This window comes from Pseudochrobactrum algeriensis (assembly GCF_018436245.1).
Classification (GTDB): domain Bacteria; phylum Pseudomonadota; class Alphaproteobacteria; order Rhizobiales; family Rhizobiaceae; genus Pseudochrobactrum; species Pseudochrobactrum saccharolyticum.
Map to the genome: position 1 here is coordinate 351,947 of NZ_CP075361.1, position 13,024 is coordinate 364,970.

Genomic DNA, 13,024 nt, shown 5'->3' on the forward strand with positions numbered 1-13,024 from the left:
TGCATGAGGCAGCTGAGTACGGAGAATTTTAAGCAGGCGCGTGATTTTCTGTTAAAATATCGCGAGGATTATCAGGCCGCGAAAGCCGGTTTTGTCTGGCCGGAGGCGCTGCCTTTCAACTGGGCGCTGGACTGGTTTGATGCCGAGCTTGCTGCCAATCCGCAAAGCCGCGATCAGACCGCTTTGTGGATTGTTGATAGCGCCACGCAAACAGACATAAAATTGAGTTTTGCCGATCTGAGCATCCGCTCTTCCCAGCTTGCCAATTATCTGCGCGGGCTTGGATTGAAGCGCGGCGATCATCTGTTGGTACTACTCGGCAATGTGCCTGCCCTGTGGGAAGTGATGCTGGCAGCAATGAAACTCGGCATTATTGTCATCCCAGCGACGACATTGCTGACACCGGATGAACTGTCTGACCGACTGGAGCGCGGCCATGCCTGCGCTATTCTCGCAACCGGCGATCAGCTCTTAAAATGCGAGGGACTGGCCGGAAATGAGGTGCTACGCATTCAGGTTCCAAATGCTCACGTAACGGAAAACAGCAACTGGCATGATTATAACGAAGCCTTCAATCAGCCCGATGAATTTCAGCCGGATGGTGAAACACAGCCGCATGATCCGATGCTGCTTTATTTCACTTCGGGTACCACGGCCAAACCGAAGCTGGTGCGCCATAGCCATCGCAGCTATCCGGTAGGCTCACTTTCGACCATGTATTGGGTTGGTCTGCAACCGGCCGATATCCATCTGAATGTCTCGTCTCCGGGCTGGGCGAAACATGCATGGAGTTCGCTCTTCGCACCGTGGAATGCCGGTGCCATAGTGCTGGTTGTCAACCAGCCAGCCTTCAGCGCCAAGGTGTTGCTGGCAGAAATGCAGCGCTGCGCAGTGACCACGATGTGTGCCCCGCCAACGGTGTGGCGTATGCTGATACAGGAAGACCTCAAAGCCTGTAAAATGAACCTGCGCGAAGTGGTAGGTGCCGGTGAGCCGCTTAATCCTGAAATTATTGATCAGGTGCGCGACGCATGGGGACTGACCATTCGCGATGGTTATGGCCAGACTGAAACCACGGCACAGGTGGCCAACACCCCCGCGCAACCTGTAAAAAGCGGTGCTATGGGCAGGCCATTGCCGGGCTACGAAGTGGTGATCCTTGATGCAGACGGTCATGCAGCGCAGGAAGGCGAAGTCTGTCTGGTGCTGGATGATAAGCATCCGGCAGGGCTGATGCAGGGCTATCAGGAAACGGACGGCAGGCTCAGCGGCACCGATGGTCGTGTCTACCGCACCGGTGATGTCGCCTATCAGGATGCTGATGGTTATTTGCATTTCGTTGGCCGCGCCGATGATGTGTTCAAATCCTCTGATTATCGTATTAGCCCGTTTGAACTGGAAAGCGTGTTGCTGGAACATGATGCGGTGACTGAGGCTGCTGTCATTCCGGTAGATGATCCGATCCGCCTGTCGGTTCCCAAAGCCTATATTCTGCTGCGTGCCGGTGAAGAGCCTTCGCGTGCGCTCGCACTCTCGGTGCTGCAATATACCAATGAGCGTCTGGCACCGTTCAAGCGCATCCGCTCGCTGGAATTTGTGCGGGAACTGCCCAAGACAATCTCCGGAAAAATCCGCCGTGTGCAACTACGCCGTTTTGAGCGGGAGGGCATCGAGGATGATGTGTTTCGTGGTGTAGCTTTTAATGAGGGTGAATTTCCGGAACTGAACATCGGGCGCAACAGACCTGTGCAGAGTGAAGGAGAGAACCATGTCCGGTGAACTCAATGAGGAGCAGAGCAGCATTTTCGCTATGGCTGCGGATTTTGCCGCGCAGGAACTGGCACCTTATGCTCTGGAATGGGATGAGCGGAAGCACTTTCCCGTGGACGTGCTGCGCAAGGCAGCGGCGCTGGGTATGGGCGGTATTTACATCCGTGACGATGTAGGTGGCTCCGGCCTGACCCGCATGGATGCGACTCTGATTTTTGAAGCACTGTCGCAAGGCTGTCCGGTCATCGCTTCATTTCTGTCGATCCATAATATGTGCGCATGGGTGATTGATGCCTATGGCTCAGAAGCACAGCGGCAAAAATGGTTGCCGCAACTGACACCTATGGAGCTGATCGCCAGCTATTGCCTGACCGAACCGTCCTGTGGTTCCGATGCCGCCAATCTCAGCACCAAAGCCGTGCGCGATGGTGATGATTATCTGATTACAGGGCAGAAGCAGTTTATCTCCGGTGCCGGTGCGAGTGATATTTATATCGTGATGGCACGAACCGGCGCGGCAGGAGCCAAAGGCATCTCAGCCTTTATCGTGCCGAAGGATGCAGTTGGTTTGTCCTTTGGTACCAATGAAAAGAAAATGGGCTGGAATGCCCAGCCGACCCGCACGGTGATGTTCGATAATGTGCGCGTACCGGCGGAAAACCTGATTGGTCAGGAAGGCATCGGTTTTAAAATTGCTATGTCTGCGCTTGATGGCGGGCGGTTGAATATCGCCGCCTGTTCGCTCGGCGGAGCGCAGGCCGCTTTTGACAAGGCACTGACCTATATGGATGAGCGCAAGGCTTTTGGCTCCAAGCTGCATCAGTTTCAGGCATTGCAATTCCGCCTTGCCGATATGGCTACGGAGTTGGAAGTAGCGCGCACATTTCTGCACCGTGCAGCCCGTGCGCTCGACCGTCATGATGCCGATGCGGTGAAACTATGCGCTATGGCCAAACATTTCGTCACTGATGCCGGATTTAACATTGCCGATCAGGCGCTGCAACTGCATGGCGGCTACGGTTATCTGAGCGAATATGGCGTGGAAAAACTGGTGCGTGATCTGCGCGTGCATCAGATTCTGGAAGGTACCAATGAAATCATGCGGGTGATTATCGCCCGTGAGCTACTGAACGGGAGAGGCAAATGAACACTCAAACAATCGGTTTTATCGGCCTCGGTCATATGGGCGGGCCAATGGCGGCCAATCTCGTCAAAGCGGGATTTAACGTGCGTGGTTTTGATCTGGTTGAGGCATCAAAACAAGCAGCTAAAGCAAACGGCGTTCAGATTGCAGATAATGTTGCGCAGCTTGTGCAGGGCGCTGGTGTGATTATCACCATGCTGCCTGCGGGTTCCCATGTTTTGAGTGTCTGGCGTGAGCTGACAGCGCTGGTTGTGCCGGACACACTCTTGATTGATTGCTCGACCATTGATGTTGCCAGCGCCCGCAAGGCGCATGAAATGGCGGCAGAGCATAAATTATTGAGCATTGATGCGCCGGTTTCCGGTGGTGTGGTTGGTGCAACGGCGGCAACGCTCACCTTTATGGCTGGTGGCGAAAAAGCTGCTTTTGACAAGGCTGAACCGGTTCTGGCCGCTATGGGCAAGCGCATTGTACATTGCGGTGATGCGGGTGCAGGGCAAGCGGCGAAAATCTGCAATAATATGATCCTCGGCATCTCTATGATTGGCGTGTGCGAGGCTTTCGTTTTGGGGGAAAAGCTGGGGCTGTCCCAGCAGGCATTATTTGATGTGGCCTCCACTTCGTCCGGCCAGTGCTGGGCGCTCACCACCAATTGTCCTGTGCCGGGGCCGGTGCCGACATCCCCTGCAAACAGGGATTATCAGCCGGGCTTTGCTGCAAGCCTGATGCTGAAAGATTTGAAACTGGCGCAGGAGGCGGCTGCTTCTGTGGGGGCAACCACGCCATTGGGAGCGGAGGCGGCACAGCTCTATAATTTGTTCAATGCGCTTGGCTCCGGCGGGGAGGATTTCTCCGGTATTATCCGCCTGTTACGCGGCAAGGAGGGTACATCATGACTTATGAAACCATTCTCACAGAAATGCATGGTCGTGTGCTGCTCATCACGCTGAACCGTCCTCAGGCGCTGAATGCGCTGAACCGCCAACTGGCGGCAGAGCTGATCGCAGCGGCGGAGGCAGCAGACAAAGACGAGCATGTGGGTTGTATTGTTCTGACCGGCTCTACCAAAGCATTTGCTGCCGGCGCGGATATCAAGGAAATGCAGGCGCAGGATTTCAGCACTATGTTCGCGGCAGACTGGTTCGGCGAGTGGGAGCGTTTTACCTCGGTGCGCAAACCGATTATCGCAGCTGTGGCAGGCTATGCGCTGGGCGGCGGCTGCGAACTGGCGATGATGTGCGATTTTATTCTGGCGGCAGATAATGCCCGATTTGGCCAGCCGGAAATCCGCCTTGGCGTTATTCCGGGCATGGGTGGCTCACAGCGTCTTACCCGCTTTGTCGGTAAATCCAAGGCGATGGAAATGTGCCTGACAGGGCGGATGATGGAGGCCGATGAGGCCGAGCGCTGCGGTCTGGTTTCCCGTATCATCCCCGCAGATCAGCTGCTTGAAGAAGCTTTGAGTGTGGCATCCACCATTGCGGAGAAATCTCTGCCGGTAGCAATGATGGCGAAAGAGGCTGTGAATGCGGCCTATGAAACAACACTGTCTCAGGGTGTGCAATTCGAGCGCCGTCTGTTCCATTCAGGCTTTGCCAGTCACGATCAGAAAGAGGGGATGAGCGCCTTTATCGAAAAACGCGATCCGTTTTTTCTGCATCGCTGAGACCGGAGCACGCATTCAGTTCAGGCGTGAGAAGTCTGTGAAAACAAATATCGGCTGAGAAGATTTTTTGGCTTGATCAATTTTGTATCCTGGATAATCATAGTGAAAAATATAAGGGAACACAGGCTTGTCCAGCTATAAATGGAGCAGCCAAACGAGGCTGCTGGACGAAGTTGCGCAAGCACTTCGTGAGAGCATCTATGCGGGTCAATATGCGCCGGGCACGATTTTGCGACAGGAGCATATTGCTGCTGAATTTGGTATCAGCCGCACGCCGCTGCGTGAAGCATTGCGCGTGCTCGAGCGCGATGGTCTGATCGTTCATCTCCCTGGTCGCGGTGTGCGTGTGGCAAATGTTGACCTGCCGCATTTGCTCGATGCCTATGCCGTGCGTGAAGTGATTGACGGTGTTGCTGCTCGTTTTGCTGCCGAGCGCGCCGATGCAGGTGCGATTGCCGGTCTTGAGAAACTCATTATGCATCAGCGCTCGATAATCGAGCCTTGGGATTCCAAAGCCTATACGCAATCCAATGTGGATTTTCATCTGGCGGTAATGGCAGCAGGCGGCAATGCTTCTCTTGAGAATTTTGTACCTCTCTTGCGCATGACATCGCAGGTCTTTGCGCCGGTTTTTGCACTCACAGCAGAGCGGGCGAAAAATGCCATTGAGGAACATGCTCTGATCGTTGGGGCGATTGCGCGCAAAGACGGTACAGGGGCTGAGGAATTGGCGCGGCAGCATATCCGCAAGACCATCAACAGCCTTCAGATGATGCAAAATAATCAGCAGGAAACATCCTGCGGGAGAGAATGACATGGCACACGGGATAGAGAACGGACAGCGGCGCTACGGCAATTTCATTAATGGTGTGTGGCAGGATGCCGTGCAGGGTGAGGTGCTGACACTGAAAAATCCGTCAGACGGTAGTGATCTGGCGCTGATCGCCCGTGGCACTGCGGCTGATATTGATCTCGCCGTTGATGCTGCGCGTGCAGCCTTATCCGGTCTCTGGGGAAAAATGACCGCAACCGAACGCGGCCGTATTCTGCATAAAATCTCAGAAGCGGTATTGCGTGAGATTGATCTTCTGACTGTGCTGGAAGCACGTGATGTCGGCAAGCCTTTAACGCAGGCGCGCGCTGATGTGGTAGCGCTGGCGCGTTATCTGGAATTTTACGGTGCCTCTGCTGACAAGGTGCATGGTGATACACTGCCTTATCAGAATGGTTTCACCGTTCTGTCTGTCTATGAGCCGCATGGTGTGACGGGGCATATTATCCCGTGGAACTATCCGATGCAGATCCTTGGCCGCAGCCTTGGTGCGGCTCTGGCTATGGGCAATGCTGCGGTGGTCAAACCCGCGGAAGAAGCCTGCCTGACTATTCTCGAATTTGCGCGGATTGCCCACGAGGCCGGATTGCCGACCGGTGCGCTGAATGTGGTGACAGGACTGGGGGGCGAGGCCGGAGCGGCTTTGTCTTCGCATCCGCAGGTCAATCATATTTCTTTCACCGGTTCCTTGCGCACGGGTGAGGCAGTGCAGGCGGCAGCGGCTAAAAATGCTGTGCCGGTGACTTTGGAACTCGGCGGTAAATCTCCGCAAATCGTGTTTGCTGATGCGGATATTGAGCGTGCATTGCCGTTTCTGGTCAATGCAGGCATTCAGAATGCGGGGCAGACCTGTTCTGCTTCTTCGCGCATTCTCGTGCAGCGTGAAGTCTATGAACAGGTGATTGCCGCTATGAGTGAGCGCTACCATGCGCTCAAGGTCGGTGCAGCGGAAGCTGATCTGTCGCTCGGGCCTGTTGTCTCAGCACGTCAGAAAGCGATTATTGAAGACTATTTGCAACTGGCAAAACAGGATGGTTTGCAGGTTGCGGCGCAGGGTGAAATTGTGCCTGATGCACCGAAAAACGGTGCTTATGTGCGCCCGACTTTGCTGCGTGATGTGCCACCGCAACACCGTTTGGCACAGGAGGAAATTTTCGGCCCCGTGCAGGTGATTATGCCGTTTGATACGGAAGAGGAAGCCGTGGCTCTGGCCAATAGCACGCCTTACGGGCTGGTTTGCGGTGTGTGGACAAAAGACGGTGCACGGCAATTGCGCATGGCGCATGCGGTGCATGCCGGACAGGTGTTTATCAATAATTACGGAGCAGGCGGCGGCATTGAGCTGCCTTTTGGCGGGGTGAAACGCTCCGGCCATGGTCGCGAGAAAGGGTTTGAGGCGCTTTACGGCTTTGCCTCGCTGAAAACCATTTCGGTCTATCACGGCTGATCTGCAGAAAATCGCATGGGAGAATACCGCATAATGACTGGTTCGCTTGAGAATAAAACTGCAATCATCACCGGCGCAGGTTCGGGGTTTGGTGAGGCTATGGCGCGTAAATTTGCCCGCGAAGGTGCAAATGTGGTCGTCGTTGATCGCGATGCTGCGGGTGCAAAGCGCGTGGCAGGAGAACTTGGCGGCAAGGGGCTGGCGGTTGAAGCGGATATTGCATCGGAAAATGGTGTGGCGGAAGCGGTGCGTCAGGCACAGATGCAGTTCGGTCGGATTGATATTCTCATCAACAATGCCGGTATCGGCCATAAACCACAACCGGCGGAAAATGTGCAGCCGGATGAATTTGACCGTATTGTTGGCGTGAATATTCGCGGCATTTATCTGATGAGCCGTGCTCTGATCCCGCATTTTAAAGATAATGGCGGTGGCGTTATTCTCAATATTGCATCTACCGGCGCTGCCCGTCCGCGCCCGAACCTCACATGGTATAATGCCACTAAGGGCTGGGTTGTTTCCGCCACCAAGGCGCTGGCGATTGAACTGGCACCGGAGAATATCCGCGTCAATGCACTCAATCCTGTGGCCGGTGAAACACCGCTGCTCACGACATTTATGGGCGAGGATACGGAAGAAATCCGTCAGAAATTCCGCGCTTCCATTCCGCTTGGCCGTTTGCTGAAACCGGAAGATCTGGCAGAAAGCGCTGCGTTTTTGTGCTCACCGGCAGCGAGTATGATCACCGGCGTTGCATTGGATGTGGATGGCGGCCGTTCAATTTAAAACTGCGGCTTCGGATGTGATAAACCTTTGAACGATCAGTGGTTCGTATTAAAGTCGGCCAGCTCTATTCCGGTAATTCCTGAGCAACATCAGGATGATATAAATAAGGGGACAGGCAATGCGATATAAATATTTGACCGGACAGTTCATGCTGGCAGCAATGACGGGGATTGCTGTTGTAGCGACGAGCGGTTCAGGGCTGGCAAAAGACACATTGGCAATCGGCGAGGTGCTGGAACCTCCGGGTATGGACCCGACAGCAAATGCTGCGGCTTCCATTCGCCGACTGACCTATAATAATCTCTATGAAGGTCTGGTGCGTATTGATGAAGAGGGCGCTGTTAAGCCGAACCTCGCGGAAAGTTGGACGATTTCACCGGATAATCTGACCTACACATTCAAGCTGCGTCAGGGCGTGAAATTTCATAATGGTACGCCCTTCGATTGTTCCGTTGTGAAATTCACCTATGACCGCGCCATAGCGCCGGATTCCACCAATGCGCAAAAGGCACTGTTTGCGCCGATTGAAAAGACAGAATGTCCTGATCCGGCAAGTGCTGTTGTGACGCTGAAACGTCCGTCCTCCACCTTCCTGTTCGGGATGGGCTGGGGTGATGCGGTAATGATGGCACCGGATACGATTGCCACCAACAAAACCAATCCGGTTGGCACAGGGCCGTTCAAATTCAAGCGTTGGCTGCAGGGCGACCGGATCGAGTTCGAGCGCAATCCTGATTACTGGGGCGAGCCTGCTAAGCTCTCTGCGATCACTTTCCGCTTCATCAGCGATCCGTCAGCGGCTGCCGCTGCGGTTATGGCCGGTGATGTCGATGCTTTCCCTGAATTTCCGGCGCCGGAGCTCATCAGCCGCCTGCAAAGCGATGAACGTCTTGCTGTGGAAATCGGCTCGACAGCTGGCAAGGTGATTATGTCACTGAATAATGCGCGCAAGCCTTTTGACGATGTGCGGGTGCGCCGTGCGCTTGCCCATGCCATCGACCGGAATGTGGTGCAGGAAGCGATCACGACCGGCCTCGCCAAGACCATTGGTGCTCATTATACACCGGCTGAACCGGGCTATGTCGATCTGAGCGATACCTATCCTTATGATGTGGCGAAGGCCAAAGCATTGCTGGCTGAAGTCGGTGTTCCTGCGGGTACTTCCATCACTATCATGTTGCCGCCGCCTGCCTATGCACGCCGTGGTGGCGAGGTGATTGCGGCAATGCTGGCAGAAGTTGGCATCGAGGTGAAACTTGTGCCGGTTGAGTTCGCGCAATGGCTGGATCAGGTCTTTGCCCGCAGCGATTTTGACGCGACGATTATCGCGCATGTGGAAACCCGCGACCTCGATATCTATGCGCGGGATAAATATTACTTCAACTATAACAGCCCTGAATATAAGGCGATCTACAAGCAGTTTTCTGAAGCAACAGACGACAAGCAGCAACTTGAATTGCTTGGTCAGTTGCAGCGCAAACTCGCTGAAGACGAGCCGAATGTGTTTCTCTATGCCCTGCCGAAAATCGGCGTCTGGGACAAAAAGCTCAAAGGCATGTGGAAAAATCAGACCATTCCGGCCAATGACCTGACCAGTGTGTACTGGGCAGACTGATCCTGTTGATGCTGAAATGAATATTGAAGGAGGCCGCATTTGCTGCGTTATTTTACAGGGCGTCTGATCTCTCTGATCCTGACGACGCTGGCGGCCTCTGTTATTGTTTTCCTGCTGATGCAGGTGCTTCCGGGTGATCCGGCAGCGATTATGCTTGGTATTAATGCGCAGCCTGACACTTTGGCGGCTTTGCAAAAACAACTCGGTCTCGATGCTCCGCTAATTGTGCGTTATTTAAATTGGATTACCGGCTTTCCGGTTGGTGATTTCGGCACCAGCTATACCTATTCCGTGCCGATCAGTGAGCTGATCGGGCCACGCTTGCAGGTGACTTTGCCGCTGGCGGTGCTGGCGATGATCCTCTCCGTGGTGATTGCTATTCCTCTTGGTGTGATCGCCGCTTCAAAGCGTGGCAGTGCGACCGATGTGGTGGGGATGGGCGTTGCACAGATTGGTGTGGCGATCCCGAATTTCTGGCTCGGTTTGCTGCTGATCCTGTTTTTTGCTCTCACACTTGGCTGGTTTCCGGCTTCCGGTTTTGCCGGTTGGGAAAATGGTCTGTGGACAGGCACCCGCTCGCTGATCCTGCCGGCTGTGGCGCTGGCCTTGCCGCTGGCTGCCATTCTGGCGCGCGTTACCCGCTCTGCGGTGTTGGAAACCTTGAGTGAGGATTTTGTACGCACAGCCCGCGCCAAAGGTTTGAGCCGCAATGCAGCCTTGTGGAAACATGCGACGCCCAATGCCCTGATCCCCGTGGTGACGATTTTGGGTCTGCAATTCTCATTCCTGCTGGCCGGTACAATCATTATTGAAAACGTGTTCAATCTGCCGGGTCTTGGCCGTTTGATTTTCCAGTCAATTGCGCAGCGCGATCTGGTCACGGTGCAGTCGCTGGTGACCTTACTGGCAGCCAGTGTGATTGCAGTGAACTTTCTGGTTGATATGGCCTATGGCTTTCTCGATCCGCGCCTGTCTGCAGGAGTGCGGGCATGAGCATGGCAGAAAATTTCTCCCGCTGCAGCCGTATGGTCTTGCTGTCTTTCGGACTGAGCCGCAGCCTGCTGATCGGGACAATTATTACCGGATTTCTGATCGGACTGGCCGTGCTGTCACTGGTCTGGACACCTTACAGCCCCACAGGCATGAATATTCTGCGCAAATTGCAGGGGCCGTCGATGCAGCATTGGCTGGGCACCGATGCACTTGGTCGTGATGTGTTGTCGATGATTATGGTCGGTGCGCGTAACTCTTTGTCGGTGGCGTTGATTGCTGTTGCGGTTGGTATGGGGCTTGGTGTGCCGCTCGGCGCCTATGCGGCGGCACGCGGTGGCATGATCGACGGTTTTGTCATGCGCATGACTGATCTGGCTTTCGCTTTTCCGGCACTGCTGACAGCCGTGATTATCACTGCCGTATTCGGTCCCGGTGCGGTTAATGCGATGATCGCTATTGGTATTTTCAATATTCCGGTTTTCGCCCGTATTACCCGTGGTGCGTCGATGGGGCTGTGGAAGCGCGATTATGTGCTGGCAGCCCGCTGTGCAGGGCGCAGCGATGTGGCGATTACGCTGGATCACATTCTGCCGAATATCGGCCATGTGCTGATCGTGCAGGCGACTATTCAGTTTGCCTTGGCTATCGTGGCGGAAGCTGGCCTGTCCTATGTCGGTCTTGGTACGCAGCCTCCTATGCCAAGCTGGGGTAAGATGCTCAATGATGCGCAGACCTATATTTATGACGCGCCGCATCTGGCGATTTTTCCGGGGCTGGCCATTACCTTTGCGGTTCTCGGGTTGAATATGCTGGGTGATGGTTTGCGTGATATACTCGACCCGCGTGTCAGGAGAGAGAGATGACCATACCGCTTCTCGAAATCCGTGATCTGGGCGTGCATTTGCAAGCCGGAGGCAGGCAGGCCGAAATTCTGTCCGGCATCACACTGACACTAAATCGTGGTGAGCGTCTGGGCATTGTCGGGGAATCCGGCTCGGGTAAATCCATCACCGCATTGGCGGTCATGGGGTTGCTGCCGCATCGTATGGCTTTGAGCGGAACCCTGCGCTTCGACGGACAGGATCTGACAACAATCTCAGAGGCTGCTCATTGCACGATGCGCGGGCGGCAAATGGCGATGATTTTTCAGGAGCCGATGACGGCGCTGAACCCGATTAAAACCATCGGTGCGCAGATCAGTGAAGGCCGCCGCCTGCATCTGAGAGAGAACCGTGCCGATGCCGATAAGACCGCGCGTCGTTTGCTGGATCGTGTTGGCCTTGCTGCCCCGCGTTTTGATCTGGAACTTTATCCGCATCAATTATCCGGTGGCCAGCGCCAGCGTGTGATGATTGCGATGGCACTGGCCTGCGAGCCGGAATTGCTGATTGCGGATGAGCCGACCACGGCACTGGATGTCACCGTTCAGGCGCAAATTCTTGATCTGCTGGATGAGCTTATTGACGAGAGCGGCACGGCACTGTTGTTGATTACCCATGATCTCGGCGTAGTCTCGGAAATGACAGATCGTATTGCGGTGATGTATGCAGGGCGCGTGGTCGAAACCGGCGATACGCAGGATGTTTTTCGCCATATGGCGCATCCTTATGCGCGCGGGCTTTTTGCAGCCTCGCCGCATAGTCTGACAATACGTCCGAAGCCGGAAAACACGGATAAACGCCAGCGTCTGACCACGATTGCCGGTGTGGTGCCCGATCCGTTCAGTCGTTTGCCACAATGTGGCTTTGCTGACCGTTGCCGTTTTGTGCAGGCGGATTGCCGTGCAACAGTCCCGCCGTTAGGTAATACGGGTTTTCTGGATGTGACGCATCGGGTCGCTTGTTTTCATCCGTTGACAGATGAGGTGATGGCATGACTGCTCTTCTGGAAGTGCGTGATCTGGTGCGTGATTATACGCTGCCAAAACAGTCCTTGCTTTCCAAGCCGCAAAATTTGCGGGTGCTGCATGGTGTCAGCCTCAGCCTGAGGCAGGGCGAAAGCCTTGGCATTGTCGGCGAATCCGGTTCCGGTAAGTCTACACTGGCACGTTCAGTCATGGGACTGGAAAAGCCGCAATCCGGTAGTGTGACCATCAATGGCAAGGATATTTACAGTCTGGGGCGAGCGGAGCTGAAAGCCGCGCGCAAAGAGTTTCAGGCTATTTTTCAGGATCCTTACGGTTCGCTCGATCCGCGTCATTCTGTGCGCCGCATTCTGGCGGAGCCGGTTGTGTCACTGGAAAGTGCCGCAACAGCTGAAAACCGTGAAGAGCGTATCCGTCAGGTGCTTGAGGCGGTAGGCTTGTCCGCATCAGCTGCGGATAAATATCCGCATGAATTTTCCGGCGGTCAGCGCCAGCGTATCGCGATTGCCCGCGCATTGATTACGCGCCCGAAACTGATTGTTGCCGATGAGCCGGTTTCGGCACTGGATGTTTCCATTCAGGCGCAGGTGCTCAATCTGATGATGGATTTGCAGGAGCAATTCGGCCTGTCCTATCTGTTCATCAGCCACGACCTTGGTGTGATGCGGGTGATTACAGACCGTGTGGCGGTGATCCATCTGGGCAGAATTGTTGAAGAAGGGCCGACCAATGAGGTCTTTGACAATCCGCAGCATCCATACACACAAGCACTGGTTAATGCCGTGCCAAAACCGTTTTCCGGCCGACGTAAAAAAATACGGGCGTAAAATGCGGATGAAAGCTTTGTAATGAAAAACTGAATGTCTGTCTGAAGATCAAAACCCGCCAAGAGGTTCGCGTCAGACAG

12 protein-coding genes are annotated in these 13,024 nt (G+C 54.7%); all 12 read left to right on the forward strand.

Annotated features, from left to right (window positions below; translation table 11 throughout):
• The first annotated feature begins 3 nt into the window (after positions 1-3).
• Positions 4-1,779, forward strand: a complete 1,776-nt coding sequence (locus tag KHQ09_RS03725) for an AMP-binding protein (protein ID WP_213596387.1) — start codon at positions 4-6, stop codon at positions 1,777-1,779.
• Entirely contained in the window at positions 1,769-2,917 is a 1,149-nt protein-coding gene (locus tag KHQ09_RS03730; protein ID WP_213596388.1) for an isobutyryl-CoA dehydrogenase, read from the forward strand. Before KHQ09_RS03725 ends, KHQ09_RS03730 begins: the two co-directional genes overlap by 11 nt.
• Complete coding sequence (mmsB, locus tag KHQ09_RS03735) at positions 2,914-3,810, forward strand: 3-hydroxyisobutyrate dehydrogenase (protein ID WP_213596389.1); 897 nt, start codon at positions 2,914-2,916, stop codon at positions 3,808-3,810. The genes KHQ09_RS03730 and mmsB overlap by 4 nt, the downstream gene beginning before the upstream one ends.
• Complete coding sequence (locus KHQ09_RS03740) at positions 3,807-4,580, forward strand: enoyl-CoA hydratase (RefSeq protein ID WP_213596391.1); 774 nt, start codon at positions 3,807-3,809, stop codon at positions 4,578-4,580. Before mmsB ends, KHQ09_RS03740 begins: the two co-directional genes overlap by 4 nt.
• 127 nt (positions 4,581-4,707) lie before the next feature.
• Positions 4,708-5,394, forward strand: coding sequence for a GntR family transcriptional regulator (locus KHQ09_RS03745; protein ID WP_213596393.1), 687 nt, complete (start codon positions 4,708-4,710; stop codon positions 5,392-5,394).
• A 1-nt stretch (position 5,395) separates the two neighbouring features.
• A complete protein-coding gene (locus tag KHQ09_RS03750; protein ID WP_213596395.1) occupies positions 5,396-6,859 on the forward strand; it encodes an aldehyde dehydrogenase family protein in 1,464 nt (487 codons plus the stop codon).
• 33 nt (positions 6,860-6,892) lie between these two features.
• On the forward strand, positions 6,893-7,645 hold the full coding sequence (locus KHQ09_RS03755; protein ID WP_213596397.1) for a glucose 1-dehydrogenase: 753 nt from the start codon (positions 6,893-6,895) through the stop codon (positions 7,643-7,645).
• Positions 7,646-7,793: 148 nt separating this feature from the next.
• Positions 7,794-9,260, forward strand: coding sequence for an ABC transporter substrate-binding protein (locus KHQ09_RS03760; protein WP_213599780.1), 1,467 nt, complete (start codon positions 7,794-7,796; stop codon positions 9,258-9,260).
• A gap of 39 nt (positions 9,261-9,299) precedes the next feature.
• Complete coding sequence (locus KHQ09_RS03765; protein ID WP_213596399.1) at positions 9,300-10,253, forward strand: ABC transporter permease; 954 nt, start codon at positions 9,300-9,302, stop codon at positions 10,251-10,253.
• Between the two features lie 2 nt (positions 10,254-10,255).
• Positions 10,256-11,116 (forward strand): ABC transporter permease, encoded by an 861-nt coding sequence (locus KHQ09_RS03770; protein ID WP_420801464.1) that lies wholly within the window; start codon positions 10,256-10,258, stop codon positions 11,114-11,116.
• Positions 11,113-12,129 carry an ABC transporter ATP-binding protein gene (locus tag KHQ09_RS03775; RefSeq protein ID WP_213596402.1) on the forward strand — a complete coding sequence of 339 codons (1,017 nt, stop codon included), beginning with the start codon at positions 11,113-11,115 and terminating at the stop codon, positions 12,127-12,129. The genes KHQ09_RS03770 and KHQ09_RS03775 overlap by 4 nt, the downstream gene beginning before the upstream one ends.
• On the forward strand, positions 12,126-12,944 hold the full coding sequence (locus KHQ09_RS03780; RefSeq protein ID WP_213596404.1) for an ATP-binding cassette domain-containing protein: 819 nt from the start codon (positions 12,126-12,128) through the stop codon (positions 12,942-12,944). The genes KHQ09_RS03775 and KHQ09_RS03780 overlap by 4 nt, the downstream gene beginning before the upstream one ends.
• Positions 12,945-13,024 lie beyond the last annotated feature (80 nt).

Coding starts and splice junctions, on each gene's coding strand:
- KHQ09_RS03725 (WP_213596387.1), top strand. CDS start 4: ATGAGGCAGCTGAGTACGGAGAATTTTAAGCAGGCGCGTGATTTTCTG.
- KHQ09_RS03730 (WP_213596388.1), top strand. CDS start 1,769: ATGTCCGGTGAACTCAATGAGGAGCAGAGCAGCATTTTCGCTATGGCT.
- mmsB (WP_213596389.1), top strand. CDS start 2,914: ATGAACACTCAAACAATCGGTTTTATCGGCCTCGGTCATATGGGCGGG.
- KHQ09_RS03740 (WP_213596391.1), top strand. CDS start 3,807: ATGACTTATGAAACCATTCTCACAGAAATGCATGGTCGTGTGCTGCTC.
- KHQ09_RS03750 (WP_213596395.1), top strand. CDS start 5,396: ATGGCACACGGGATAGAGAACGGACAGCGGCGCTACGGCAATTTCATT.
- KHQ09_RS03755 (WP_213596397.1), top strand. CDS start 6,893: ATGACTGGTTCGCTTGAGAATAAAACTGCAATCATCACCGGCGCAGGT.
- KHQ09_RS03760 (WP_213599780.1), top strand. CDS start 7,794: ATGCTGGCAGCAATGACGGGGATTGCTGTTGTAGCGACGAGCGGTTCA.
- KHQ09_RS03770 (WP_420801464.1), top strand. CDS start 10,256: ATGGCAGAAAATTTCTCCCGCTGCAGCCGTATGGTCTTGCTGTCTTTC.
- KHQ09_RS03775 (WP_213596402.1), top strand. CDS start 11,113: ATGACCATACCGCTTCTCGAAATCCGTGATCTGGGCGTGCATTTGCAA.
- KHQ09_RS03780 (WP_213596404.1), top strand. CDS start 12,126: ATGACTGCTCTTCTGGAAGTGCGTGATCTGGTGCGTGATTATACGCTG.